At 60.4% G+C, this 26359-nt stretch carries 24 protein-coding genes; 13 read left to right on the top strand and 11 right to left on the bottom strand.

Features of this window, described 5'->3' with window-relative positions; all coding sequences use genetic code 11:
• Positions 1 to 10: 10 nt before the first annotated feature.
• From N5D61_RS00930 to N5D61_RS00915, 4 genes are all read left to right on the top strand, one after another.
• Complete coding sequence (locus N5D61_RS00930) at positions 11 to 3202, top strand: efflux RND transporter permease subunit (RefSeq protein ID WP_108238139.1); 3192 nt, start codon at positions 11 to 13, stop codon at positions 3200 to 3202.
• The gene (locus tag N5D61_RS00925; RefSeq protein ID WP_279890161.1) at positions 3202 to 4599 is read left to right on the top strand and encodes a TolC family protein; all 1398 of its coding nucleotides are present in this window, start codon (positions 3202 to 3204) and stop codon (positions 4597 to 4599) included. Before N5D61_RS00930 ends, N5D61_RS00925 begins: the two co-directional genes overlap by 1 nt.
• A gap of 143 nt (positions 4600 to 4742) precedes the next feature.
• Positions 4743 to 5840 carry a tetratricopeptide repeat protein gene (locus N5D61_RS00920; protein WP_279890157.1) on the top strand — a complete coding sequence of 366 codons (1098 nt, stop codon included), beginning with the start codon at positions 4743 to 4745 and terminating at the stop codon, positions 5838 to 5840.
• Between the two features lie 371 nt (positions 5841 to 6211).
• The gene (locus N5D61_RS00915; protein ID WP_108238136.1) at positions 6212 to 6577 is read left to right on the top strand and encodes a histone-like nucleoid-structuring protein, MvaT/MvaU family; all 366 of its coding nucleotides are present in this window, start codon (positions 6212 to 6214) and stop codon (positions 6575 to 6577) included.
• Between the two features lie 436 nt (positions 6578 to 7013).
• Here N5D61_RS00915 and N5D61_RS00910 read toward each other — a convergent pair whose 3' ends face one another.
• Positions 7014 to 7538 (bottom strand): DUF4946 domain-containing protein, encoded by a 525-nt coding sequence (locus N5D61_RS00910; protein ID WP_279890522.1) that lies wholly within the window; start codon positions 7536 to 7538, stop codon positions 7014 to 7016.
• 160 nt (positions 7539 to 7698) lie between these two features.
• Here N5D61_RS00910 and gloA point away from each other — a divergent pair, with 160 nt between their 5' ends.
• The gene (gene gloA / locus N5D61_RS00905; RefSeq protein ID WP_108238134.1) at positions 7699 to 8226 is read left to right on the top strand and encodes a lactoylglutathione lyase; all 528 of its coding nucleotides are present in this window, start codon (positions 7699 to 7701) and stop codon (positions 8224 to 8226) included.
• A 166-nt stretch (positions 8227 to 8392) separates the two neighbouring features.
• Here the strand turns inward: gloA and ahpF are convergent, their stop codons facing one another.
• Both ahpF and ahpC read right to left on the bottom strand, forming a co-directional pair.
• Positions 8393 to 9955, bottom strand: a complete 1563-nt coding sequence (gene ahpF / locus N5D61_RS00900) for an alkyl hydroperoxide reductase subunit F (RefSeq protein ID WP_279890156.1) — start codon at positions 9953 to 9955, stop codon at positions 8393 to 8395.
• Between the two features lie 141 nt (positions 9956 to 10096).
• Complete coding sequence (gene ahpC / locus N5D61_RS00895; protein ID WP_108238132.1) at positions 10097 to 10660, bottom strand: alkyl hydroperoxide reductase subunit C; 564 nt, start codon at positions 10658 to 10660, stop codon at positions 10097 to 10099.
• Between the two features lie 348 nt (positions 10661 to 11008).
• On the opposite strand from ahpC, the gene N5D61_RS00890 reads away from it, so the two are divergent.
• On the top strand, positions 11009 to 11722 hold the full coding sequence (locus tag N5D61_RS00890) for a DNA-binding protein (protein ID WP_279890155.1): 714 nt from the start codon (positions 11009 to 11011) through the stop codon (positions 11720 to 11722).
• Here the strand turns inward: N5D61_RS00890 and N5D61_RS00885 are convergent.
• The 3 genes from N5D61_RS00885 to galU form a co-directional block, all read right to left on the bottom strand.
• A complete protein-coding gene (locus tag N5D61_RS00885; protein WP_279890154.1) occupies positions 11713 to 13452 on the bottom strand; it encodes a PAS domain-containing hybrid sensor histidine kinase/response regulator in 1740 nt (579 codons plus the stop codon). The two genes, N5D61_RS00890 and N5D61_RS00885, sit on opposite strands and share 10 nt — an antisense overlap.
• Positions 13453 to 13512: 60 nt before the next feature.
• Positions 13513 to 14868 (bottom strand): glutathione-disulfide reductase, encoded by a 1356-nt coding sequence (gene gorA, locus N5D61_RS00880; RefSeq protein WP_279890152.1) that lies wholly within the window; start codon positions 14866 to 14868, stop codon positions 13513 to 13515.
• 138 nt (positions 14869 to 15006) lie between these two features.
• Entirely contained in the window at positions 15007 to 15849 is an 843-nt protein-coding gene (galU, locus tag N5D61_RS00875) for a UTP--glucose-1-phosphate uridylyltransferase GalU (protein ID WP_108238129.1), read from the bottom strand.
• 356 nt (positions 15850 to 16205) lie between these two features.
• Here galU and N5D61_RS00870 point away from each other — a divergent pair, with 356 nt between their 5' ends.
• Both N5D61_RS00870 and N5D61_RS00865 read left to right on the top strand, forming a co-directional pair.
• Entirely contained in the window at positions 16206 to 16391 is a 186-nt protein-coding gene (locus N5D61_RS00870) for a hypothetical protein (RefSeq protein WP_108238128.1), read from the top strand.
• Positions 16392 to 16540: 149 nt separating this feature from the next.
• Positions 16541 to 16822, top strand: a complete 282-nt coding sequence (locus N5D61_RS00865) for a hypothetical protein (RefSeq protein ID WP_279890151.1) — start codon at positions 16541 to 16543, stop codon at positions 16820 to 16822.
• 10 nt (positions 16823 to 16832) lie between these two features.
• Here the strand turns inward: N5D61_RS00865 and N5D61_RS00860 are convergent, their stop codons facing one another.
• Positions 16833 to 17189 carry a hypothetical protein gene (locus tag N5D61_RS00860; RefSeq protein ID WP_108238126.1) on the bottom strand — a complete coding sequence of 119 codons (357 nt, stop codon included), beginning with the start codon at positions 17187 to 17189 and terminating at the stop codon, positions 16833 to 16835.
• A 168-nt stretch (positions 17190 to 17357) separates the two neighbouring features.
• On the opposite strand from N5D61_RS00860, the gene N5D61_RS00855 reads away from it, so the two are divergent.
• The 3 genes from N5D61_RS00855 to alkB all read left to right on the top strand — a co-directional run bounded on the left by N5D61_RS00855 (position 17358) and on the right by alkB (position 18611).
• Positions 17358 to 17663 (top strand): DUF1883 domain-containing protein, encoded by a 306-nt coding sequence (locus tag N5D61_RS00855; protein WP_108238125.1) that lies wholly within the window; start codon positions 17358 to 17360, stop codon positions 17661 to 17663.
• A gap of 72 nt (positions 17664 to 17735) precedes the next feature.
• Positions 17736 to 17915: a hypothetical protein gene (locus N5D61_RS00850; RefSeq protein ID WP_108238124.1), complete on the top strand. Its 180-nt coding sequence runs from the start codon at positions 17736 to 17738 to the stop codon at positions 17913 to 17915.
• A gap of 18 nt (positions 17916 to 17933) precedes the next feature.
• Positions 17934 to 18611 (top strand): DNA oxidative demethylase AlkB, encoded by a 678-nt coding sequence (gene alkB, locus N5D61_RS00845; RefSeq protein ID WP_279890521.1) that lies wholly within the window; start codon positions 17934 to 17936, stop codon positions 18609 to 18611.
• A gap of 15 nt (positions 18612 to 18626) precedes the next feature.
• Here alkB and N5D61_RS00840 read toward each other — a convergent pair whose 3' ends face one another.
• Genes N5D61_RS00840 through gnd form a run of 4 tightly spaced genes read right to left on the bottom strand, consistent with a single transcriptional unit; the run spans position 18627 to position 23799 of the window.
• Positions 18627 to 20438: a glycoside hydrolase family 15 protein gene (locus tag N5D61_RS00840; protein WP_279890150.1), complete on the bottom strand. Its 1812-nt coding sequence runs from the start codon at positions 20436 to 20438 to the stop codon at positions 18627 to 18629.
• Between the two features lie 27 nt (positions 20439 to 20465).
• Positions 20466 to 21272, bottom strand: coding sequence for an HAD family hydrolase (locus tag N5D61_RS00835; RefSeq protein WP_279890148.1), 807 nt, complete (start codon positions 21270 to 21272; stop codon positions 20466 to 20468).
• 8 nt (positions 21273 to 21280) lie between these two features.
• A complete protein-coding gene (gene zwf / locus N5D61_RS00830) occupies positions 21281 to 22804 on the bottom strand; it encodes a glucose-6-phosphate dehydrogenase (protein WP_279890147.1) in 1524 nt (507 codons plus the stop codon).
• Positions 22805 to 22821: 17 nt separating this feature from the next.
• A complete protein-coding gene (gene gnd, locus N5D61_RS00825) occupies positions 22822 to 23799 on the bottom strand; it encodes a phosphogluconate dehydrogenase (NAD(+)-dependent, decarboxylating) (protein ID WP_108238120.1) in 978 nt (325 codons plus the stop codon).
• 314 nt (positions 23800 to 24113) lie between these two features.
• On the opposite strand from gnd, the gene N5D61_RS00820 reads away from it, so the two are divergent.
• Entirely contained in the window at positions 24114 to 24287 is a 174-nt protein-coding gene (locus tag N5D61_RS00820; protein WP_108238119.1) for a DUF6026 family protein, read from the top strand.
• Positions 24288 to 24613: 326 nt separating this feature from the next.
• Entirely contained in the window at positions 24614 to 26359 is a 1746-nt protein-coding gene (locus N5D61_RS00815) for a phosphoethanolamine transferase CptA (RefSeq protein ID WP_279890145.1), read from the top strand.

The following is a 26359-nucleotide window of genomic DNA, read 5'->3' as shown; positions in this document are numbered from 1 at the left end:
GACTTACTTCATGAATTTTTCCAAATTCTTCATCACGCGACCGATCTTCGCAGCGGTGCTTTCACTGCTGATCCTGATCGGCGGCGCCATCTCGCTGTTCCAGCTACCGATCAGCGAATACCCGGAAGTCGTGCCGCCGACCGTGGTCGTGCGCGCCAACTTCCCCGGCGCAAACCCCAAGGTCATCGGCGAAACCGTTGCCGCTCCGCTGGAGCAGGCCATCACCGGCGTCGAGAACATGCTCTACATGTCCTCGCAAGCCACCGCCGATGGCAAACTGACCCTGACCATCACCTTTGCGCTGGGCACCAATCTGGATACCGCGCAGGTCCAGGTGCAGAACCGTGTCACGCGAACCGAACCGAAGCTGCCTGAAGAGGTGACGCGCATCGGTATTACCGTGGACAAGGCCTCGCCCGACCTGACCATGGTGGTCCACCTGACCTCACCCGACCAGCGTTACGACATGCTCTACCTCTCCAACTACGCCGTGCTCAACATCAAGGATGAGCTGGCCCGTCTGAACGGTGTGGGTGACGTGCAATTGTTCGGTATGGGTGACTACTCGCTGCGTATCTGGCTGGACCCGAACAAGACCGCATCGCGCAACATCACCGCCACCGACGTGGTCAACGCCATTCGCGAGCAGAACCGCCAGGTCGCTGCCGGTCAACTGGGCGCACCGCCCTCGCCGAGCGCCACCAGCTTCCAGATGTCGATCAACACCCAGGGCCGCCTGGTCACTGAAGAAGAGTTCGAAAACATCATCGTTCGCTCAGGCGAAAACGGCGAAATCACCCGCGTCAAAGACATTGCCCGTGTCGAGCTGGGCTCCAGCCAATACGCGCTGCGTTCGCTGCTGAACAATCAGCCGGCGGTAGCCATTCCGATCTTTCAACGCCCGGGCTCCAACGCCATCGACATTTCCAACGAAGTGCGCGAGGAGATGGAGCTGCTCAAGAAGAGCTTCCCCGAAGGCATGGACTACAGCATCGTCTATGACCCGACCATCTTCGTGCGCGGCTCGATCGAAGCGGTGGTGCACACGCTGTTCGAAGCGCTGATCCTGGTAGTCCTGGTGGTGATCCTGTTCCTGCAGACCTGGCGCGCCTCGATCATTCCGCTGGCTGCTGTGCCGGTGTCGCTGATCGGTACCTTCGCGGTCATGCACCTGTTCGGTTTCTCGCTCAACGCGCTGTCGTTGTTCGGTCTGGTACTGGCCATCGGTATCGTCGTGGACGACGCCATCGTCGTGGTGGAGAACGTCGAGCGGAATATCGAACTCGGCCATAAGCCGATGGAAGCCACACAGATCGCCATGCGCGAAGTGACCGGCCCCATCATCGCGACGGCCCTGGTGCTGTGTGCGGTGTTCGTACCGGCGGCGTTCATCTCCGGTCTCACAGGGCAGTTCTACAAGCAGTTCGCGTTGACCATCGCCATCTCGACGGTGATCTCGGCCTTCAACTCGCTGACCCTTTCCCCGGCATTGGCGGCCGTGTTGCTCAAGGGCCACGACGAACCGAAGGACGGCTTCTCGCGCTTCCTCGACAAGCTGCTGGGCGGTTGGCTGTTCGGTCCGTTCAACCGCGTGTTCGTGAAAGCCAGTAACCGCTATGTGGGTGCCGTGGGCCGCGTGATTCGTGTCAGCGGTGTCGCGCTGCTGGTTTATGCGGGCCTGATCGTGATGACCTGGCTGGGCTTCTCGACCACACCGACCGGTTTCGTGCCGCAGCAGGACAAGCAGTACCTGGTCGCCTTTGCGCAACTGCCGGATGCCGCGAGCCTGGATCGCACCGAAGACGTGATCAAGCGCATGTCGGACATCGCCCTCAAGCAACCGGGCGTGGAAAGCGCGGTCGCCTTCCCGGGTCTGTCGATCAACGGCTTCACCAACAGTCCCAACTCCGGCATCGTGTTCGTGACCCTCAAGCCGTTCGACGAACGCACAGCCGCCGATGAATCCGCCGGAGCCATCGCCGGGGCGCTGAACGGCAAGTACGCCGCGATTCAGGAAGCCTACATGGCGATCTTCCCACCGCCGCCGGTACAGGGCTTGGGCACGATCGGCGGTTTCCGCCTGCAGATTGAAGACCGCGGCAACCTGGGCTATGACGAGCTCTATAAAGAGACGATGAACGTCATCGCCAAGAGCCGCAGCGTGCCGGAGCTGGCAGCGCTGTTCACCAGTTACACCGTGAACGTGCCCCAAGTCGATGCCGCGATCGACCGGGAAAAGGCGAAGACCCACGGCGTGGCCATCAGCGACATTTTCGACACCCTGCAGGTGTACCTCGGTTCGCTGTATGCCAACGACTTCAACCGTTTCGGTCGGACCTATCAGGTCAACGTTCAGGCTGAGCAGCAGTTCCGTCAGGACGCCGAGCAGATCGGCCAACTGAAAGTGCGCAACAACCTGGGGGAGATGATTCCGCTGGCGACCCTGCTCAAGGTCACCAACAGTTCGGGGCCTGACCGGGTCATGCACTACAACGGCTTCATCACCGCCGAGATCAACGGCGCCGCCGGGCCCGGCTACAGCTCGGGCCAAGCGGAAGCGGCCATGAACAAGCTGCTCAAGCAAGAGCTGCCCAACGGCATGACCTACGAGTGGACCGACCTGACCTACCAACAGATCCTGTCGGGCAACACCGCCCTGCTGGTCTTCCCGCTCTGCGTGTTGCTGGCGTTCCTGGTGCTGGCGGCGCTGTATGAAAGCTGGAGCCTGCCGCTGGCCGTCATCCTGATCGTGCCGATGACCCTGCTGTCCGCCATCGCCGGCGTGATCATTGCCGGCAGCGACAACAACATCTTCACCCAGATCGGCCTGATCGTACTGGTGGGCCTGGCGTGCAAGAACGCGATCCTCATCGTCGAGTTCGCCAAGGACGAGCAGGAAAAAGGCAAGACCCCGCTGGAGGCGGTCCTTGAGGCCTGCCGCCTGCGTCTGCGCCCGATCCTGATGACCTCCTTCGCGTTCATCATGGGCGTCGTCCCGCTGGTGCTGTCCAGCGGCGCAGGTGCCGAGATGCGTCATGCCATGGGCGTGGCGGTGTTCTCCGGGATGCTTGGCGTGACCTTCTTCGGTCTGCTGTTGACCCCTGTGTTCTATGTGCTGATTCGTAACTACGTTGGACGCAAAGAGGCGCGTAAGGCAGCCAAGGCTCAACGCGTTCAAAACATCGCTCCGGAGGCTCATTGATGAAGGCTGCAAAACTCTTCCTGCCGAGCCTGTTGGTCCTGGCGCTGGCGGCATGTGCCGTCGGCCCCGACTACAAGACGCCGGATACCGCGGCGGCCAATATTCAGGCCGCCGCACAGGGCAACTACGACCGCGGCCGCACCGAAACCATCTGGTGGCAGCAGTTCGAAGACCCGACCCTGAACAAACTGGTGGCCCAATCGCTGCAAGGCAACCGAGAGCTGCGCGTGGCGTTCGCCCGCCTGAAGGCCGCTCGTGCCATTCGCGACGACATCAGCAACGACGCCATGCCGGTGGTCACCAGCCGTGCCAGCAGCGAGGTCGGTCGAGCTCAGGTCCCTGGAGAAACCGAGCACCGGATCAACCAGGAGCGCTATGACCTGGGCCTGGACATGGCCTGGGAAATCGACCTGTTCGGCCGTATCCAGCGCGAGCTGGAAGCCAGTGAGGCCGATCAGCAGGTGGCCGAAGCCAACCTCTATCAATTGCAGGTGACCATGATCGCCGAACTGGTGGACGCTTATGGCCAGTTGCGTGGCGCTCAATTGCGCGAGGACATTGCCAGGGCCAACCTGAAGAACCAGCAGGAATCCCGTGGCGTCACCGCTCAATTGCGCGACGAAGGCGTGGGCAACGAGCTGGACGTGGTACGTGCCGATGCACGGCTGGCCGCCGTGGAAGCGACCATCCCTCAACTGCAGGCCGAGCAGGCGCGCGAACGTAACCGTATCGCCACCTTGCTGGGCGAGCGTGCGGATGCCATGACCATCGACCTGAGCCCGGCAAAACTGCCCGCGATCTCCAAGGCGCTGCCCATCGGGGATCCGACGAAACTCCTGGAAAACCGCCCTGACGTGCGCAGTGCGGAGCGTCAGTTGGCCGCGCAAACCGCACGCATCGGCGTGCAGACCGCCGACCTGTTCCCACGGGTGAGCCTCAGCGGCTTCCTTGGCTTCACCGCCAGCCGTGGTTCGCAGATTGGCTCCAGTGCCGCGCAAGCCTGGGGCCTGGGCCCGAGCATCACCTGGGCGGCGTTTGACCTGGGCAGCGTAAAAGCGCGCATTCGTGGCGCCAACGCGGATGCCGAAGGCGCACTGGCCAACTACGAGCAGCAGGTCTTGCTGGCCCTGGAAGAAACCGAAAACGCGTTCAGTGACTACGACAAGCGTCAGCAGCGCCTGGTGTCGCTGGTACGTCAGAGCGAGTCCAGCCGCAAGGCAGCGGATCTGGCCAACATCCAGTACCGCGAAGGCACGGCCGACTTCCTGGTGCTGCTGGATGCCGAGCGCGAGCGTCTGGCCGCCGAGGACAGCCAGGCCCTGGCCGAGATCGAGCTGTACCGCGGCATCGTCGCGATCTACAAAGCGTTGGGCGGTGGCTGGCAGCCCAACGCCTGATCGCCGACACCTGACGCCAGGGAACGCGATCCGTTAGCCCGCAGAGCCTCGGACTCACAAGGTCCGAGGCTTTTTATTGCCCCGACGTTTGACACTCGCCATCGACTCCCCGAAGCTGATTGTTCGCCGCCACGGAAACCCTTATGCCAAAAGCGCCTCTTCCGCCCTCACCTGCCGCAGTCAAAGCACGCCGTCGCTGGATCGCCGGCATCGCCGCGACGGTGGCCGTGATGGTCATCGGGCTGGCGCTGTTGGTGCGCAATTGGCATGCGCCGCCGGCCCCGCCCGTGGTCAATCACAGCTATGCCGAAGCGCTGGAACAAGCGCACGATGGCAAACCCGGCGCCGCCCGAGTGCTCTACCAACAGTTGAGCCGCACCGACCTGTCGGACATACGCCGCGCCGGCCTGCTGGCTGAGCTGGTGAATTACCCCAGTACTCAGGCGCTGAAGATTCTCGACGGCGACCTCAAGCGTTCCGTGCCGCTGGTTCAACAGGCAGCCATCGACACCGTGGCGGCGCTGGTCCCCGAGGCACAGCGCAGCGTATTGATCGGCCCACTGCTCGAGGACCCCGACGCGAATGTGCGTTACAGCGCCGTTCGCGCGCTGCTGGGTCTGACCCCGGATGATGTCGGTTTGTATTACGGAACGTTGCAGGACGCCGCCACCGACTACGCGCACTTCCTGGCCGCGCAACCGCCCAGTGGTCAAAGCCAGACACAATTGGCCCGGCTGTACATCAACCAGGGCGACATGCCCAAGGCGTTCGACGCGTTGGCCCTGGCACTGAAACTGGAGCCAGACAACGTTCAGGCGGAACTGGCGCTCATCGAGTTGCTGGATCAGCAAGGGCAAAGCGACCGCTCACGCCAGCAACTGGCGCAATGGCTGGAACGGCACCCTCAGTCCTCCCTGCTGCAGCACGCCCTTGGACGCTGGTTGTTGCGTCACCAGCAGCATGAGTACGCACTGCTGGCCCTGGCCAAGGCCGTGGAGCTGGAACCTGAGAACAATGACTATCGCTACGACCTGGCGGTCGCCTTGCACGACCTGCAGCAACTGGAACCGGCGCAGCGACAACTTGAGGACATTCTGCAGCGCCAGCCGGCCAACCGCCGTGCGCGAATTCTACTGATTCGTTATTGGAAAGAGTCCGGGCAACTGCAGAAAGTCCAAGTGCTGCTCGCCGAGCTCGAACAGTTGAATCCTGACGATCCTGCGCTGCAACAGGGCTTGTAAACTGCGCGTGTCACCGGCCGGGGAATTGCGATAGTTTCCCCTGACGACATAGTTCAGGAAATTACTTACACGCCTACTGTCCCGCCTCGACTTATTTTTCCGATCGGATTATCGCGTTGAAGAAGTTTCATATAACAAATGCGCTGCGCCTGTTTTCCAACTCGAAAAAAACGTGCATTATTTGCCCGTAGCGACTTACAACTACCTCGCCACCCATGAGCCGCTGACAACACCCTCTTAGTTTCTTCACGGGTGACAACGCCTAGGCCGGGTAGTCATTAAATGAGCACAAGACCTGCGTCGGCTCCCCGATCACGTCTATGTTGCTTGCGTTGGGCTGACAACAGCCAATTACCGCCGGAGTACTATTTTTGTCCAGACTTGCCGAGTTTCGCGCCGCAGAAAAAGCCCTTCAGGAACAGCTGGCTCAGCTGGAAAACCTGAAGAACGATGCCGGACTGAAGAAGGAGATCGAATTCGAGCAGAAGCTTCAGGCGCTCATGAGCACCTATGACAAGAGCCTGCGTGACATCATCGCTATCCTTGACCCGAATCCTTCAGCTGCGCTGGCCGCGGCCCCTGCCGGTCCGAAGCGTCGTCGGGCCCGGGTGGTCAAGGTTTATCACAACCCGCACACAGGCGAACTGATCGAAACCAAGGGTGGCAATCACCGCGGTCTGAAAGCCTGGAAAGAGCAATACGGCGTCGAAGCTGTCGACTCCTGGTTGCGCGGCTGATCGCTTCCTGTCAATGCGTTATAAAACAGCCCCGGACTTCGGGGCTTTTTTATTAGCGCAATAACTGAGTGAAGAATGATCATTAGCGTTTGGTTTATCCCGCCCTCCCGGTAATGAACGTTGCGGTCCGTCGTGAATGAATATCGTCTTCACCGGGTCAATTTGCCGACTGCCACTCACGCCATCATCCCTCTCGATATCTGCACAATGCAATAATCGTCAGGTGATTATTAATCTGGACGATACACACGAGGCCTTTGAAGCCATGCTCAGGCACATGAAGCAAAGATTTCCAGCGCTCCCCGCCCGTACATTGCCGACCGAAGGGAATCCACCTTCACGTTTTTTTCACACGCGTTTCTACAGGATGAAGACTGCTAATGGAAGAGCACCCCATGCCCGCTTCGGCGGGCTTCTTCTTGCCTGAAATTCGGCGTCAAGGGGACACATCCAAGCGCAGGCTGTCCCGAATACGCATCACCTCATCTCGGTTCGCCGCATAACCTTCCTTTGAACCGGCATACGACAACGACCACGCCAGCGCTTTGCTGGCCGCCGCGACCAGGGTCTGAGTCATGACATGGACGCCGTTCTGGGTAATGGTGCACGTCGTCTCTGCGGCCGGGACCTCGCCCAATGTGCTGGTCTTCATCTGCGTACAGACGCTCTGGAACCCACCGTGGACGAAATTGACCTGTACAGCCTTGCGCATCTCCAGGAGCACCCCCTGAACATTGACCTCATGACCTGGCTGCAGACGGGTCTGTGTCAGCTCCACGACCATCGCCGGATCGCCGTTGGCATCATGCTTGACCGCCCTCTGACGCATCTGCACAGCGGCATCCGTCTGAGGCAGTGCTTCGACCTCCCAGTCACTCGGCCAGATGATGAGCGTATCGGCCGCCCAGGCGCTGCCAAGCGCCAGTGATAAAAAGAAACCCACAGAAAGGTAAATGCGCAACCTGAACACCTGACCGATGACCGAACCTGAGTGACGGAAAGTGTGAGCCACCGCGCCCGCCGTCACAAGGGCTGCGGCAATGGCGCCGCACTTTCGGGTTTGGCTCTGGCGCTGTGTCCCGTATCATTGTGCAACATTTACTGCCCCCTTCGGAGTGACCATGAGTCTGCACGAACTGAATACCTTCCCCGGCGTCACGGCCCAGCCAGACGCGGCCACCGCACAATTCGTGTTCAACCACACCATGCTGCGTGTCAAAGACATCACTGCATCGCTGGATTTCTACACGCGCGTACTGGGCTTCAGCCTGGTCGAAAAGCGTGACTTTCCTGAAGCGGAATTCAGCCTGTACTTCCTGGCGCTGGTCGACAAGGCGCAGATTCCAGAAGACGCTGCCGCTCGCACCGTCTGGATGAAGGGCATTCCCGGCATTCTTGAACTGACCCATAACCACGGCACCGAAAAGGATCCGGCCTTCAGCTATCACAACGGCAACACCGACCCGCGCGGTTTCGGCCACATCTGCGTTTCTGTGCCGGACGTTCACGCTGCCTGCGCACGCTTTGAGGCATTAGGCGTGGATTTCCAAAAGCGCCTGACCGATGGCCGGATGAAAAGCCTGGCCTTCATCAAGGATCCGGATGGCTATTGGGTCGAAATCATCCAGCCAACGCCGGTCGCTGATTAAGGAGCTCTTGTAGGAGCGCGCTTGCCCGCGACTACGTTGTCACTGCGACAACGAGGTGGCTGACACACTGCTGTCGCGGGCAAGCGCGCTCCTTACAGGGCGGCAGCGGGTAAAAAAAAACCTCATGATCACTCATGAGGTTTTTTTAACGCTGTCGCGACGGCTATCACGCCGGCGCGCTGGTGCGGATCAGGTGATCGAAGGCACTGAGGGAAGCCTTGGCGCCCTCGCCTACCGCGATCACGATCTGCTTGTACGGCACGGTCGTCACGTCACCGGCAGCGAAGACACCCGGGATCGAGGTCTCACCGCGGTTGTCGACCACAATTTCACCCCGTGGCGACAGCTCGATGGTGCCTTTGAGCCATTCTGTATTCGGCAACAGGCCGATCTGCACGAAGATGCCTTCCAGCTCGACCGTGATCTCCTCGCCTGTGACGCGGTTCTTGTAGCGCAGGCCATTGACCTTCTGACCGTCGCCGGTGACTTCGGTGGTCAGGGCGCTGGTCAGCACCGTCACGTTCGGCAGGCTGTGCAGCTTGCGCTGCAGCACGGCATCGGCGCGCAGCGAACTGTCGAATTCCAGCAGCGTGACGTGGGACACGATCCCCGCCAAGTCGATGGCAGCCTCGACGCCCGAGTTACCGCCGCCGATCACGGCCACACGCTTGCCCTTGAACAGCGGACCGTCGCAGTGCGGGCAATACGCCACGCCTTTATTGCGATACTGCTGCTCGCCCGGCACGTTCATTTCGCGCCAGCGGGCGCCAGTCGCCAGAATGACGGTCTTGCCCTTCAGCACCCCGCCGCTGGCGAATTTCACCTGATGCAGCGCGCCGTTCTCGCCAGGGATCAACTGATCGCCGCGTTGCAGGTTGATGATGTCAACCTCGTACTCTTTGACGTGCTCCTCAAGGGCCACCGCGAGTTTCGGCCCTTCCGTATGCTGCACGGAGATGAAGTTCTCGATCGCCATGGTGTCCAGAACCTGACCGCCGAAGCGCTCGGCCGCGACAGCGGTACGGATGCCTTTGCGTGCAGCATAAATCGCCGCCGCCGCGCCGGCCGGGCCACCGCCGACCACCAGAACGTCGAAGGCGTCTTTGGCGTTCAGTTTCTCGGCCTGACGGTCCCCGGCGCTGGTGTCGATTTTCGCCAGGATTTCTTCCAGGCCCATACGACCTTGACCGAACAGCTCACCGTTGAGGTAGATGCTGGGCACCGACATGATCTGGCGGTCGGTGACTTCCTGCTGGAACAGGCTACCTTCGATGGCCACGTGTTCGACGTTCGGATTGAGCACGGCCAGCAGGTTCAGCGCCTGGACCACGTCCGGGCAGTTCTGACAGGTCAGCGAGAAATAAGTCTCGAACTTGAACGCACCGGTCAGCGAACGCGCCTGCTCGATGGTTTCTTCGCTGGCTTTGGACGGGTAGCCGCCGACTTGCAGCAGCGCCAGCACCAGCGATGTGAATTCATGCCCCATGGGCAGGCCGGCAAAACGCAGCTTGATGTCCTGGCCCGGGCTGTTCAGGGCGAAGGACGGCGTGCGCGAGTCGGTGCCGTTGGTATTCAGGGTGATCTGGTTGGAGCTGCTGACGATGTCGTTGAGCAACGACAGCATTTCCTGGGATTTCGCGCCGTCATCAAGGGACGCGACGATCTCGATTGGGCGAGTGATTCGCTCCAGGTACGATTTCAACTGAGCTTTAAGATTGGCGTCCAACATGATTCGGCTTCCTTTCTTGCGGATTCTGGAGATGCAGTGTCTTAAAAAAAAACGCCCAGGCGATGACCGCCCGGGCGTTTTTTGGGGGCGATGCGGTTGACTTGCCTATGGGCTCAACGCCCCCGGTCCTGTCATGAGGACTTAGATCTTGCCGACCAGGTCCAGGGACGGAGCCAGGGTAGCTTCGCCTTCTTTCCACTTGGCTGGGCAGACTTCGCCCGGGTGAGCAGCGACGTATTGAGCGGCTTTGATTTTGCGCAGCAGCTCAGAGGCGTCACGGCCAACACCGCCGTCGTTCAGTTCGACGATTTTGATCTGACCTTCTGGGTTGATCACGAAGGTGCCGCGATCCGCCAGACCGGCTTCTTCGATCAGCACGTCGAAGTTGCGGGAGATGGTCAGGGTTGGGTCGCCGATCATGGTGTACTGGATCTTGCCGATGGCTGGCGAGGTGTTGTGCCAGGCAGCGTGAGCAAAGTGGGTGTCAGTCGATACGGAGTAGATTTCAACGCCCAATTTCTGGAAAGCGTCGTAGTTGTCAGCCAGGTCTTCCAGCTCGGTTGGGCAGACGAAGGTGAAGTCGGCTGGGTAGAAGAACACCACAGACCATTTGCCTTTGAGGTCAGCATCCGAAACTTCAACGAACGAACCGTTTTTGAAAGCGGTCGCTTTGAACGGTTTGACTTGGCTGTTAATGATAGGCATCGGGTGGATCTCCTTAGGGTTGGAAATGAAACGGGTTTGAATTCGATGGGGAGGAGCTTACTCACAATCAGGTGTCAGGTCTCATTGGCAAACCTGATGCCAACGATTGGTTTTCGCTATAAAAGAACACTTATATAGAAGCGTTCTGTGACGAACAGGCGAACGTCAGTCTCCATCCGCTCACATCGGTGAGCGCAGCGACTCAGCCTACCGACTTCCTCACGCTCAGTTCAAGCAATCGATCGCTACCACTGGCAGCAGACAGGCGCAGAGATATGCTTCACACTGCCCGCCCCGAACAGTACGTAACACGGGTTACGTAATCAGTATCCTGCAGCAGGTATTTCTATGGCCCGTAGCGGTATAACCCTCGAAGCAGTGCGCGATGCACGCTCGGCTCTCATCGCCAAGGGGGAAAACCCCAGTATCGACGCGGTACGAATAGCACTCGGTAATACAGGATCGAAAAGCACGATTCATCGGCTGATGCGCGAACTCGACGCGACCAGCGGAACACGCACGTCCCCCTCGATCGACGACGAACTCACCGCGTTGGTATCGCGCCTTTCCGATCGGCTACGCGGGCAAGCGCAGGAGCATATCGATGCGGCCAAGGCCAGACTCGATGCCGAGAAAAAAGAGACGCAGGACGCGCTCCACGCCGTACAACGTCAACTGGCTGACCTGATCGACCGTCATGCCGCGCAGACCACCAAGCTCGGCACTCAGACAGCCACGCTGCTGAGCACTCAACAGGCCCTGCAAAAAGAGCAGAAAGAGAATGCACGCCTGACCCAGGCCGCGCTGGACACCACGTCACGGATACAAGACAAGGAGCAGCAGGTCATAGCCCTCAAAGCACAGCATCTCCAGGCCCACACCCAATGCGCCTTGCTGGAAGAGCGGCTGAGCAATGCCCGGCAGGAAAACGACAGGCTTAAAGCGCAACTGACCGAGCGCGACCAGCAGAATCGCGTGTTGGAACTGATTCTGATCAAGACCGAAGTCGCGCTCGAAAACGCCCGGGCGGGGCATGCCGCTTCCGAGCCCGATCAGGGCTGATCGGACGCCAGCTCGATCAACCTGCGCACCCGCTGAGCGAGGTCGTCGATATTGAAGGGCTTGATCATCATCTCCATGCCGCGCTCCAGAAGATCGCCGCGCACTTCGGCATTGCGCGCGTACCCCGTCATGAACAGCACAGGCAGCCCCGGCCGCTGCTGCCGCGCGATTTCCGCCACCTGGCGACCGTTCAACCCCGGCAACCCGACATCGGTCACCAACAGGTCGATGCGGTCGGGGCCGCGCAGGACCGGCAACGCCGCCACGCCATTCGAGGCCACCTCCACCGAATAGCCCAATTCACGCAGAACATCGACCACGAGCATGCGCACTTCCGGCTCGTCTTCGATCACCAGTACCCGCTCCCCCTGGCTGGCCCGCGGCGGCAAGGATTCGACACCGGACGGTGTCGGTCGGTCCACAGGCTCCAGATAGCAAGGCAGATACAAGTCGATGCGCGTGCCCCGCCCTTCTTCACTGTCGATCTGCACCTGGCCGCCGGTCTGGTTGATGAAGCCATAGACCATCGAAAGCCCCAGCCCAGTGCCTTGTCCAATCGGCTTGGTGGTGAAAAACGGGTCGAATGCGCGGGCAATCACTTCGCTGGACATCCCGCAGCCCGTGTCCTGCACGCTGAGCCTGACGTAATCCCCGGGCACCAGCGCGTCGTGCAGCATTGCGATGTGCACCCCTTCGGTCTGGATCAGCAGACGACCGCCATCGGGCATCGCGTCCCGCGCGTTGATCACCAGGTTGAGCAACGCGTTTTCCAGTTGGTGCTCGTCTGTGCTGGTCAAGCGCAAGGCCGGGTTCAGGTCGACTTCCAGCTCGATGTTTTCGCCGATGGTCCGGCGCACCAGCTCATCCATGGACGCGACCATCCGGTTGACATCGACCGGCTGGGGGTTGAGCGACTGACGTCGAGCGAAGGCCAGCAGGCGATGCGTCAATGAGGCCGCGCGGTTCGCCGAACTCATGGCGGCGTCGATGTAGCGATCGATTTCCGACACCCGCCCGGCGGCGACGCGGCGTTGAATCAAATCCAGCGCCCCAAGCACGCCGGTCAGCATGTTGTTGAAGTCATGGGCGATCCCGCCGGTCAATTGACCGATGGCGTCCATCTTCTGGGCATGCCGCAGCACCTCCTCGGCCTGGGCGCGCTCGCTGATTTCGATCTGCAGGCGCTCATTGATCTCGGCCAGCTCGCGGGTCCTCTCGGCCACCCGGCGCTCCAGACTTTCATTGAGCTCGCGCAAGGCATCTTCAGCCTTGACCTGGGCTGTGATGTCCGTATTGGTGCCAATCCAATAGGTGATACTGCCTTGAGCGTCGCGAATGGGCAGCGCCCGGGACAGGAACCAGCGATAGAGGCCGTCCTGCCCCCTCAACGGGAAGGTGTCCTCCCAGATCGACCCGGTCGCGAAGCAATGTTGCATTCGGGCATTGACCCGTTCCAGATGATCCGGGTGGTGCAATGAACGCCAACCCAGCGCCAGCATGGCCTCCATCGACGTACCGGTGTAGCTGTACCACCGGGCGTTGTACCAGTGAATCTGGCCCGCCGGATCGGCAATCCAGGCCAGTTGGCTCATGTTATCGGCCAGTGTCCGGAACTGCCGCTCACTTTCGTGGTGGGGCTCGCTGTGTTGAGCGGCCTGAGCGTCGTCGGGACGGCCATCAGGGGCAATGGGGTCGAGAGGCATGGCTGCCGGAAAGCTCTTGCTGGTCAAAAAAGGGTCCTTCCCTAAACGATTGCAGGCCGACGCCTTCCGTGGCGCCGGTATTGGCGATCAGCGCGTGACGGTGCGCATCGTGACGAACTCTTCCGCGGCGGTCGGGTGAACGCCGATCGTATCGTCGAATACCCGCTTGGTAGCGCCCGCCTTGATGGCGATGGCCATGCTCTGGATGATTTCGCCCGCATCCGGTCCCACCATGTGGCAGCCTAGGACACGATCGGTTTTCGCGTCCACGACCAACTTCATCAGGATACGCTCCGGGTTGTCGGTCAACGTCAGCTTCATGGGCCGGAAACGGCTCTCGAAGATCTGCAGTTCATAACCGCCCCGCTTTGCCTCTTCCTCGGTCAGGCCCACCGTACCGATGTTCGGCATACTGAACACGGCGGTTGGAATATGGTTGTAATCCACTGGCCGGTACTGCTCCGGTTTGAACAGTCGACGCGCCACGGCCATGCCTTCTGCCAGTGCCACCGGTGTCAACTGCACGCGCCCAGTGACATCGCCGATGGCGATGATCGAAGGTTCGCTGGTCTGGTAATTGCCGTCGACCTTGATGAACCCCTTGTCGTCGAGTTCGACATTGACCGTTTCCATGCCCAGGTTATCGAGCATCGGCCTGCGTCCGGTCGCATAGAACACACAATCGGTGTTGACCGTGGTGCCGTCGTTCAGGGTCAGGTCCAGGGTGCCATCCGTTCGCTTTTCGATCCGCTCGATTTGTGCATTGAACCGCAGGTTCAGGCCGTGCTTGGTCAACTCGTCGCGCAGGTGCTCGCGCACACCGCCGTCGAACCCACGCAGGAAAAGCTCGCCCCGGTACATCAAGGTGACGTCACTGCCTATGCCATTGAAGATCGAAGCGAACTCAACGGCGATGTAGCCGCCCCCGACCACTACGATCCGCTGGGGCAGCGTTTTTAGGAAAAAGGCTTCGTTGGAGGTGATGGCGTGCTCACGGCCCGGAATATCGGGAACCTGAGGCCAGCCACCGGTGGCGATCATGATGTGCTCGGCGGTACAGACCTGACCGTTGATTTCCACTTCATGGGGCCCGCGCAGCTTCGCATGACCTTCCATGAGGGTCACGCCACTGTCGTTCAACAGCTTGCGGTAGATGCCGTTCAAACGGCTGATTTCCTGATTCTTGTTGGCGATCAGGCGTGCCCAGTCGAATTCGGTTTCGCCCACCGTCCAGCCGAAGGCCCGCGCGGTTTCGAAATCCTCGGAAAAGTGTGCGCCGTAGACCAGCAACTTTTTCGGTACACAGCCAACGTTGACACAGGTGCCTCCCAGGTAACGGCTTTCGGCAACCGCCACCCGAGCACCGAAGCCCGCTGAAAATCGAGCGGCGCGAACACCACCGGATCCGGCGCCAATGACGAAAAGGTCGTAGTCGTAGCTCATGTCTATCTCCTAGGCAGGAGGGCTAGCATAACCGCTTCAGCGCAACGGGCAAGGGCTGGCGCCCAGAAACGACAAAGCCACCCGGAGGTGGCCTTGTGCTGCGATACAGATGACCGATTCAGGATCGGCACAGTGGTATCACTGGGTCGACTTGCCCGTCTTGTAGAAGTGTTCGAAGCAGAAGTTGGACGCTTCGATATAGCCTTCCGCACTACCGCAGTCGAAACGCTGGCCTTTGAACTTGTAGGCCAGCACGTCGCCTTTGGCAGCCTGTTTCATCAAGGCGTCGGTGATCTGAATTTCACCGCCCTTGCCCGGCTCGGTCTCTTCGATCAATTTGAAGATGTCCGGCGTCAGGATGTAGCGGCCGATGATCGCCAGGTTGGACGGCGCATCTTCCGGCTTGGGTTTTTCGACCATGTGCGACACACGCACCAGGCCAGGTTTGATCTCTTCGCCGGCGATGACGCCGTACTTGTTGGTTTCCTGCGGATCAACTTCCTGGATCGCGACGATCGAGCATTTGTACTTCTTGTACAGTTCGACCATCTGGGCCAGTACGCCATCGCCCTCCAGGTTCACACACAGGTCATCCGCCAGTACGACGGCGAACGGCTCATCACCGATCAGCGGGCGACCGCTCAGAATCGCGTGACCCAAGCCCTTCATCTCGGTCTGACGGGTGTAGGCGAAGGTGCATTCGTCGATCAGCCTACGGATGCCGACCAGGTATTTTTCCTTGTCGGTGCCTTTGATCTGATGTTCCAGCTCGTAGCTGATGTCGAAGTGGTCTTCCAGCGCACGCTTGCCGCGACCGGTCACGATGGAAATTTCATTCAGCCCCGCAGACAGCGCTTCTTCCACGCCGTACTGGATCAACGGCTTGTTGACAACTGCCAGCATCTCTTTGGGCATGGCTTTGGTCGCTGGCAAGAAGCGAGTGCCGTAACCGGCTGCAGGGAACAAGCATTTCTTGATCATATAAGTCCTTGATGGCGCTTGGGGTGTTGCGGCGCAGTCTAATCAGGAGGCGATCACCTTACAATGCCCCCGCCACTGGCCGTTCGGTGAGTGGGTAGAGGAAGAGTTCCGCAGATAGTTCCGCACGATTTCCGATATTGCGATCACCGAACCTTGCGCACCACCGGGGGACGACGTGCGAAGGATGGACTGCAAGGTTTGACCAGGCCTCGGAAGCTTCGCCGGCCGAGGCCATCCTGGCCCCGGACTGCTTCGGCGATACTTAGGCAAGCCTAGCCGCGTTTACGGCGCCACGCAGGAAATTAATACGCTCGCACCGTATCATGTCGACCTGAGTCACTCATCGAGGCAGATCAATGTCGCAAAGCAACGTCGTAAACGGATACCAGATCCAGAAACTGCAGGACGGCCAATGGTGGCTCGTTGGTCATGATGGGGAAGCAGTGGCCGGCCCACTGCCCAGCGAAGCCATGGCCCGCGAAGTCGCGGCCGTGTTCGAGGATACGGCGGCGCCTCGCCCGCGCAGCGACCGCAAATCCTGATCCATCGCCCGGCCGGGCGGCGCTACGCCGCAGCCGGGTTCTGCGCTGTTAGGAGAAAAATGTTTCCGTGATGCCGGAACGATGGCACCACCGCTCAGTCTGAGAAGTGCTGATTATCAACCCCGCCCTCATCGCGAAGCCTTCGAAAAATGATCAAGATCCTGTCCGTCATCGCAGTACTGGGCCTGGCCGGGTGCGCGACCGCACAAAACACCTACCTGAAAAACGGCCAACAGGCGCTCAGCATCGACTGCTCCGGCGAAGCGATGTCATGGGCCGCCTGCTATGAGAAAGCCGACGCATCCTGCGCGGGCACCGGCTACAACATCGTCAGCACCAACGGCACACCGCAGCCCCAGGAAACCGACAAGACCCTGGGCGTGGACGTGGGCAACTACAAAACCCGAAATGTGCTGGTGGTCTGCAAATAGAGACGCTGAATCAATCACCCGAAATGCACGCGGTCACCGCATGCTGAATGTCCTTGGGACGCAGGGGGTTGTTGCCGCCACTTTCGAACAGCTTGATCGAGCTGCCGCCTGAGCGCTTCTCGATGTCGACGATGGCGGTGGGGGTTCCGCTGGAAAATTTCTGCGGCACGATGACCCGCAGACCTTCGCGGTGCGGCTCGATCTGCGGCGGTTTGCGGCTCTCGGCAATTTTCGCGACAAAGCATTCGGCATAGGCTTGCGGGCTCTTGCCCGACATGACGCTCATGGTCGCCGGCGTATGCTCGATGTCCGCCACGCTGGCGCAACCGGTCATCGCCAAGGCCAGAACAACAACAGCCAGTTTCATACAATCCCTCCAGTAAAGCTGCTACGACAGGCGAGGACCGGATTAAATCCCCGCCCTTACGCATTTTTCGGCATGTTCGCTGCGATAAAAGCCTGCTGGCCGTCAATGCCCAAGCGCGTCGTGGTATCGTTGCGGGCTTCAAAGCCTGCCTGTTTTCCGGAGACACCCATGAAGTTCGTACACCAGCGCGAGCACCTTAACGAAGATGACATGGTGGTCATCGAGTGCTCCCAGCTCTGCAACATCCGCCTCATGAGCGACGCGAATTTCCGCAGTTTCAAAAATGGCGGCCGTCACACCTACCACGGCGGCGCGTTCGACCGGTTTCCGGCGAAGATCACCGTGCCCAGCTCCGGCTTCTGGAACATCACCATCGACACCGCCGGCCGCAAGATGGACAGCCATGGGGGGCGCAAGACGACCTTCACCCATTCGATCAAAATCGTCCGCCGCTCCTCTTCCCGGCTGAGTTGACCCATTCAATCGGGCCGAGCGTGAAAGTTTCGTCGTTTCTCTTCGGTCCGGATCGTCTTTAAGGAAATCTTCATGAACCCAACGGCCCCGGTCGTCAAATACGCCATCAGCTATAAGCTCAATGGCGAACGTCGCTTCGAGTTCGCGCTGTTGCAATCTCCTTCTGCTGAAGAAGCACTCGCCGCCCTCCAGAAGATGCACAGCGCGAGCGATGACGTGATCAGCGACGTGAAAGTCAGCAAAGCACTCTGATCCGGACGGTATCCGATGATGCAGCGTAAAGGCACCACGCCCACCACGCTCGATCTATTCGCCGACGCTGCGCCGCAGCCACCGACGACCGAGCGGATCGGCCCCTGCTCCGTCGTGCTGCGCGGGTTTGCCTTGCCGCTGCTCGACCGCTTGCTGCCCGCGCTGGAGGGGGTTTTGGTTCGCGCGCCCTTCCGGCACATGACCACGCCCGGCGGCTACACCATGTCGGTTGCGCTGAGCAGCTGCGGCGATGTGGGCTGGACCACCGACCGAAACGGATACCGATACGCGTCCATCGACCCACAAACCGGCAAGCCCTGGCCTGAAATGCCGGCCGTGTTTCTGGAGCTGGCGCAAAGGGCTGCGGACTGCGCAGGGTTTGCGGACTTCGTTCCGGACGCCTGCCTGATCAACCGCTACATTCCCGGTGCGAAACTGGCGCTGCATCAGGACAAGGATGAGCTCGATCTGGGTTGGCCGGTGGTCTCAGTGTCCCTCGGCATTCCAGCGATGTTCCTCTTTGGCGGCCACGCGCGCGGCGACGCCACACAACGCGTGCCGCTGTTCCATGGTGATGTGGTGGTCTGGGGCGGCGAAGACAGGCTGCGCTATCACGGGGTCATGCCGATCAAACAGGCCGATCATCCACAATTGGGCGAGCAGCGGATCAACTTCACGTTCCGCAAGGCGGAATGAGCGCGAGGCAACGCATCAGACCTCAGCCTGCTGCGCGGCGCGGGTTTTGACCGGGCACACCACGCGGTGAAGATTCAACGCCGTGTTGATGATGCCGATGTGACTGAACGCCTGGGGGAAGTTACCTAGCATGCGCCCAGCGCGAGGATCGTACTGCTCAGCGAGCAGGCCCACGTCATTGCACAAGCCACACAACCGATCGAAAAGGTCACTGGCCTCCTGCTCACGCCCCTGCAAGACATACACGTCGGCCAGCCAGAATGAGCACACCAGAAAGGTGCCTTCGCTGCCGGACACCCCATCGACACTGCGTTCGCCGTCGTACCGCAACAACAATCCGTCCTGCATCAGAGTGTTTTCGATTTGCGCGACGGTGCCCGTCACACGCGGGTCATCGATGGGCAGGAACCCGGTCAGGGCGATCTGTAGCAGGCTGGCGTCCAATTCCTTGCCGCCGTAGGTTTGTACGAAGCTGGCCAATTCCGGGTCGTAGCCATGGGCGCAGACGTCGGCATGAATCTCGTCGGCAATCCGTCGGTAGTGCCGCCCCCGCTCGCGGTCGTCCGGGCTGTCACTCTGCGACAGCACCCCCGCATTACGGTCGAACGACACCCACGCCATGACTTTCGAATGGGTAAAGTGCCGAGGCTCGGAGCGGATCTCCCAGATGCCGGCATCCGGCAGGTGCCAGACCTGCTCCAGAAACGGCATGATGACTTTCTGGATTTCCGTGCTGCGGGGCAAGCGCGGGAGACCGCTTTTCAACGCCTGGGTCATGGCGTCGGCCACCTCCCCGTACACATCCAGTTGCGTCTGCGTCGCTGCTGCGTTGCCGACCCTCACCGGACGGGACTGCTCATACCCGCTGAGCCACGGCAGTTGATACTCCGGCAGGCGCCGCTCGCCACCCAAGCCGTACATGATCTGCACCTGGTCGGGATTCCCGGCGACCGAACGCAACAGCCAGTTACGCCATGCGGAAGCTTCCTCGTAGTAGCCCAGGTTCATGAACGCCAGCAGCGTCATCGTTGCATCACGCAGCCAGCAGAAGCGGTAGTCCCAGTTGCGCTCGCCGCCCAATTGCTCGGGCAGCGAGGTGGTGACCGCCGCCACGATGCCACCGGTGGGGGCATAGGTCATGGCCTTGAGGGTGATCAACGAGCGCTTGACCTGATCGGTCCATGGCCCGACCTCCGGACAACGGTCCGAAAACTCACGCCAGTAGGCGACGGTCTGCTGCAGTGCCTGCTCGACTTCGAACCCGTCGCGCACCGGCTCGTGGGACGGCTGCCAGCTCAGGGCGAAACTCAATCGCTGTCCGGCCTCCACGGTAAACAGGCTTTCAGTGTGATGGTCCATGGGGTGCAGTTCCGACGGCGTTCGCAGCACCAGCATGTCCGGTCCGGCGACCGCGGTCATGGTATGAGGCTCTCGCTTTTCAACCCACGGTACCGTACTGCCATAGTCGAACCGGATCGCCAGGTCCATGGAAAAGTCCATGCGCCCTTCCAGCCCGACGACGATTCGCACCACGCTGTTTTCCTGCCCCATAGGCATGAAGTCCACCAGCATGGCGCGTCCGGTGTCGGCGGTGAACAAGGTTTCGAGCACGAGCGTGCCGTCGCGGTAGTGGCGCCGGGTCTGGCACTGACCGTCCGTGGGGGCAATTTTCCAGCGGCCGTTGTCGCTGTCGCCCAGCAAGGCAGCAAAGCAGGCAGGGGCGTCGAACCTCGGGAAGCACAACCAGTCCAGTGACCCGTCACGGGCCACCAACGCTGCCGTGTGGCAATTGCCGAGCAGCGCGTAGTCTTCGATCAATACAGCCATGGGCACCGCCCCCTCGGGTGTCTGGAATCAATGCGGCAGTACGTAACGCTCGATGGCCATGGCCAGCCCGTCTTCCAGATTGCTGCCCGTCACGTGATGAGCGTGAGATTTGACGCCTGTTTCCGCCTGCCCCATCGCGATCGCCAACCCGGCGCGCGCAAACATCGCCACATCATTACCGGCGTCGCCGATGGCAGCGGCCTGTGCGAGCGGGATGCCCAGCGCGTCGGCCAGCGTAGCCAACGCGGCGCCTTTGTTGGCCTCCAGGGCGGTAACGTCAAGGTAATACGCCTGCGAACGTGCAGCCAGGGCAGTGTCCGCAATCAACGGGTTGAGCTGGGCTTCAAGCCGCTTGAGCAGTTCGAAGTCCTTGCTGGCGGCCACGATCTTGTCGATCCGATCGATGTACTCATCGAAATGCTGCACTTGAACAAAGTCGTAGCCTAGCGTAGTGCGCTCATGCTCGACGTAATCTCCGAGCGGGTCGAGCAGCAGCCACTGGTCATCGGCGAACACCCAGACCGACACCGGTTGGTCGGCGAACAGGTCCAGACTCGTGCGCGCCGCAACGGGGTCGATACGGTGAGCCTTGAGCAGGCTGCCGTCGGGGTTGACGATGTTGGCGCCATTGAAACTCACCGTCGGCAGGTCGATGCCCAGCGCCTCGATCTGCCGGCGCATGGCCCTTGGCGGGCGGCTGCTGGCCACCGTGAAACGAATTCCGGCATCCCGCAGCTTGCGCACCGCGTCGATGTTGGCTTGGCTGAGGCTGTGATCCGGTCGCAACAGCGTGCCGTCGATGTCCGACAGCATGAAACGGATAGGCGAATGCATGGTTTCCCTCATCCGAGACGTTGCCAGTGGAAACCGTCGCGTTCGAGCAGTTCGTCAGCAGCCGCCGGCCCGTCCTCTCCAGCCTTGTAGAACTCCACATGGGGGTCCTTGGACCAGGCATCGATGAACGGTTGCACGGCCCGCCAGCCGTTTTCGATGTTATCGGCGCGCTGGAACAGGGTCTGATCCCCGGTCAGGCAGTCGTAGATCAAGGTTTCGTACCCAGTCGACGGCTGCATTTCGAAGAAGTCCTTGTAGGCAAAGCCCAGCTCGATGGTTTGCATATCGAGGGTCGGCCCCGGCTTTTTCGCTTGCAGGTCGAACCACATGCCTTCGTCGGGCTGGATCTGGATTTTCAGGAAGTTGGGCGCGACACGGTCGACATCGGTGCCGCGGAATTGCGCGTAGGGCGCAGGCTTGAAGCAGATGGCGATCTCGGTGTCGCGCACGCTCATGCGCTTGCCGGTGCGCAGGTAGAACGGCACCCCCATCCAGCGCCAGTTATCGACCATCACCTTGAGCGCGACGTAGGTTTCCGTGGTGCTGTCCGCGGCCACCCGGTCCTCTTCGCGGTAGCCGGAAACACGGGTGCCGTTGAGCGTACTGTCGGTGTATTGCCCGCGCACCGAATTGGCCAGCGCTTCCATTTCCGACCACGGCCGAATGGCGCCGATGACCTTGGCCTTCTCGCCCCGCACCGCGTCGGCACCGAATGCAGCCGGCGGTTCCATCGCCACCATCGCCAGCAATTGGAACAGGTGGTTGGGCACCATATCCCGCAGGGCGCCGGTGGTTTCGTAAAAACTGCCGCGGGTTTCCACACCGACGGTCTCTGCGGCGGTGATCTGGACGTGGTCGATGTAGTGATTGTTCCAGAACGACTCGAACAACCCGTTAGAGAAACGGCTGACCAGAATGTTCTGGACCGTTTCCTTGCCCAGATAGTGGTCGATCCGATAAATCTGTTTCTCGCTCATGACTTTGAGCAAGCAGGCGTTGAGCGCCACGGCGCTGGGCAGGTCGTGACCGAACGGCTTTTCGATCACCACCCGGCGAAACTGCTCTTCGTTCTCCGCCATGAGGCCTGACGAGCCCAACCGCTGGACCACCTCACTGAAGAAGCGCGGCGCAGTCGCCAGGTAGAAAACGGCGTTGCGCGTTCCGGTGCGCTTGATCCTGTCGTCGATGGCCGAGTAGGTCGCATCGTCGAGAAAATCACCGGTGATGTAGGTAATCCGTTCGGCCAGGTTGCCCCACAGCTCAGGGTCAAGAGGGTCTTCCCCGCCTTGGGCGACCTTGTTGGCCGCCTCCTTGCGAATGAAATCCTCGAGTTTCTGCGCAAACTCGCTGTCGCTGACCGTGTTGTGGTCAACGCCGACGATGTGCAGGTCCTCCCCCACCAGCCCGTCACGAAACAGGTTGTAGAGGGCAGGCATCAACAACCGTTTGACCAGGTCACCGTGGGCGCCGAACAGGAACAGCGTGGTCGCGGGCGCGACCGGGGCATTCTGCTTGCTGCGGGATAAACCCATGGGGGAGGCTTCCTTATTTATTTAGGTTCTTTGTGACCACCGAAACCGAAACGCATGGCCGAGAGCATCTTGTCGCCATAGGTGCTCTGCTGACGCGAGCGGAAACGTGCGAACAGGGAACTGGACAACACAGGCACCGGCACGGCCTGCTCAATGGCCGCTTCGATGGTCCAGCGCCCTTCGCCGCTATCGGCGACCGAACCGGAATATGCGTCGAGTTGCGGATCGGTTGCCAGGGCGTCGGCGGTCAGGTCCAGCAGCCAGGAAGAGACCACACTGCCACGACGCCAGACTTCGGCGATGTCGCCCAGGTTCAAGTCGAAGCGTTGATCGGCTGGCAAGCTGTCGGCGTTCTTGGTCTTGAGGATGTCGAAGCCCTCGGCGAACGCCTGCATCATGCCGTACTCGATGCCGTTATGGATCATCTTGACGAAGTGACCAGCGCCCGGCGGGCCCGCATGGATGTAGCCCTGCTCAGCGCGAGGGTCGGCATCCTTGGCGCGATCCCGCGTGCGCGGAATGCTGCCCATGCCGGGCGCCAGGGTTTTGAACAGGGGATCGAGACGATCGACGACTTCGGTTTCCCCACCGATCATCATGCAGTAACCGCGCTCCAGGCCCCAGACGCCGCCAGAGGTGCCGACATCGACGTAGTGCAACTGCCTGGCCTTGAGCTCGACCGAGCGACGGATATCGTCTTTGTAATAGGTGTTGCCGCCGTCGATGATCACATCATCCGGCTCCAACAGGGTGGCCAGTTGGTTGATGGTGTCTTCGGTAGGAGCTCCAGCGGGCAGCATGACCCAGACGGCGCGCGGTTTTTCCAGGGCGGCCACCAGTGACTTCAAATCATCGGCAGGCGTCGAACCTTCGTTGGCGAGCACGGCACGAGACTGCTCATCGCGGTCGTAGACCACCGTGGTGTGGCCGTCGAGCATCAGACGACGTGCGATGTTGCCGCCCATGCGGCCAAGTCCAACAATCCCGAGTTGCATGTAGAGGTGCTCCTAAAATCGAAAACAGGGTGCCTCATTCTATAGCCCAGTGCCGCTTATTGGGTTAGTCCGGGGAGGCGGATGAAGGTTTCCCGGTGAAAATAGTTTCATTTTGGTGCGCTGGGCGGCTCTAAATCGCCGTTCGTCGCCAGGCGCGCACCTTAGCGACAATTCAAAATAAAAAAGTTCCCTTTTGCGTCAAAAGAAATCAGAATCCGCGCCGACATAGGTAGGAAGCATAGGCAAGTCGGGTAGCGAGGTTGTCATTGCTTGAACCTAATGAAGTTGAATCCCGCCGTTTGCGAGGTGAAGCAATGGGCACAGTACTACCGGCAACCGCTCCACAAACCCTGTATGTCACCATCCGTCGTGATGAGCTGCGCGAACTCAAAGAGCAGCGCGATCAATTGCAAAAGAAAGTCGCTCACCTGACCCTGATGCTGCAACACGCTCAGTTGTCCAGCCAGAGCACCGCGCTCCAGGCCTGATCCCCCGCCGTCTGCCATCCAAGGCAAGTCTTCCTGGCTTGCCTTTCGATCTCCCCCCTCTCCCTACGACACCCCGTCCTGCGACAGCCCGACACCCGGCCTATAGTCGGACTCGACACACTCTGTAACGTTCCGCCACCTTGCAAAATCCCGTGCTTGAGCACCCCAACGCATCGCTCACGCCGCCCTCACGTTTTTTTCACGTCATGCCAACCATACTCGCGCCCCTTTGTAGAGCGCTTGCGGGCCTGCATACCGCGGTTCGCGCTCTCATGACCCACGTAGCGGCACGCGCGCCGCTCGAAGATTTATAGCGGGAGCGCTTGATGGCAACAACGAAACGGGGCAACACGAGTCCGAAGGGCTTCGATTGGGCAGGCCTGATCTGGCTGTTCGTCTTCTTTTGGTATTTTTCCGGCATCACCCAACTGTTGATCCAGTTGACCGGAATCACAGGCTTCGCCGGGTTCCGTCAGGCGTTCGTAATGAGCGGCATCTGGCTGGCACCGATGCTGCTATTCCCCAACAAGACTCGCCTTCTGGCCGCGATCATCGGCGTGGTGCTGTGGGCCTGTTCGATGGCCAGTCTGGGTTACTTCTTCATCTACCAGCAGGAGTTCTCGCAGAGCGTCATCTTCATCATGTTCGAGTCGAACATTTCGGAAGCCGGCGAGTACATGACTCAGTACTTCGCTTGGTGGATCGTGCTGGCTTTCATCGCCCATACCGCCTTCGCCATTTTTCTCTGGACCCGCCTGCGCCCCGTGTACATGCCGCGCGGTCGTGCACTGGTGGCCGCTACTGCCTTGTTGGTCGCGATCGTCGGCTACCCGCTGGCCAAGCAGTTGGCCCGTTTCGACACCACCGAAGCCGGGCTCGAAGCGTTCGAATCGCGCATCGAGCCCGCAGTGCCGTGGCAGATGCTGGTTGCCTATCACCGCTACACCCAGCAGTTGGACAGCATGCAGGACATGCTGACCACCAGCAGCAACATCGCCCCGTTGAAAAACCTCAAGGATCAGCAAGCGGGCCTGCCCACCACGCTGGTGCTGGTGATCGGTGAATCCACCAACCGCGGACGGATGCACCTGTATGGCTATCCGCGGCAGACCACGCCCAATCTGGATGCGATGAAGGACGAGTTGCAGGTGTTCAACAATGTCATCACGCCGCGCCCCTACACGATCGAAGCGCTGCAGCAAGTCCTCACCTTCGCCGACGAAGAGCATCCAGACCTTTACCTCAAGACACCCTCCCTCGTCAGCGTCATGAAACAAGCGGGTTACAAGACCTTCTGGATCACCAACCAGCAGACCATGACGAAGCGCAATACGATGCTCACGACCTTCTCCGAACAGGCCGACGAGCAGGTGTACTTGAACAATAACCGCAATCAGAATGCGCGCCAGTATGACGGCGACGTTCTGGAACCTTTCGCCAAAGCCCTGACGGATGCGGCGCCTCGCAAACTCATTGTGGTGCATCTGCTGGGCACCCACATGAGCTACCAGTATCGGTATCCGCAGGAGTACGAGAAATTCACAGGCCGCGATGGGGTACCAGCGGCCATCGACGACAGCAAGTTGGAGTTGTACAACAGCTACGACAACGCCGTCCTCTACAACGACTTCGTGGTGTCGAGCCTGATCAAGACCTACAGCAAGGCTGATCCGAACGGCTTCCTGTTGTACCTGTCGGACCACGGCGAAGATGTCTACGACTCACCGGGTCGCAACACCCTGGGCCGCAATGAAGCCAAGCCGACGCTGCCGATGTATACCGTGCCCTTCATCGCCTATGCCTCGCCGAAATGGCGCGAAACCCATGACTGGAGCTTCGACAGCATTCACAACCGCCCTTACACCAGTTCCAACCTCATCCACACCTGGGCACAACTGGCCGGGCTGAGTTTCGACGAACTGGACACCAGCAAGAGCTTGGTCAGCCTGGATTTCAAAGCTCGTCCGCGTCTGATTGGCGACCCGTATGCGCAAAAGGGCCTGAGCGATTTCGCCGCGATCGAAAAAGAGGAAAAGCAGCAAAGTGCGGTGCCGGAAGTCGCCGCCAAGTAA

The organism is Pseudomonas sp. GD03842, from assembly GCF_029841165.1.
In the GTDB taxonomy this organism is placed as follows: domain Bacteria; phylum Pseudomonadota; class Gammaproteobacteria; order Pseudomonadales; family Pseudomonadaceae; genus Aquipseudomonas.
Note: the sequence above shows the minus strand (reverse complement) of the source record. Positions and strands in the feature narration are given on the sequence as shown.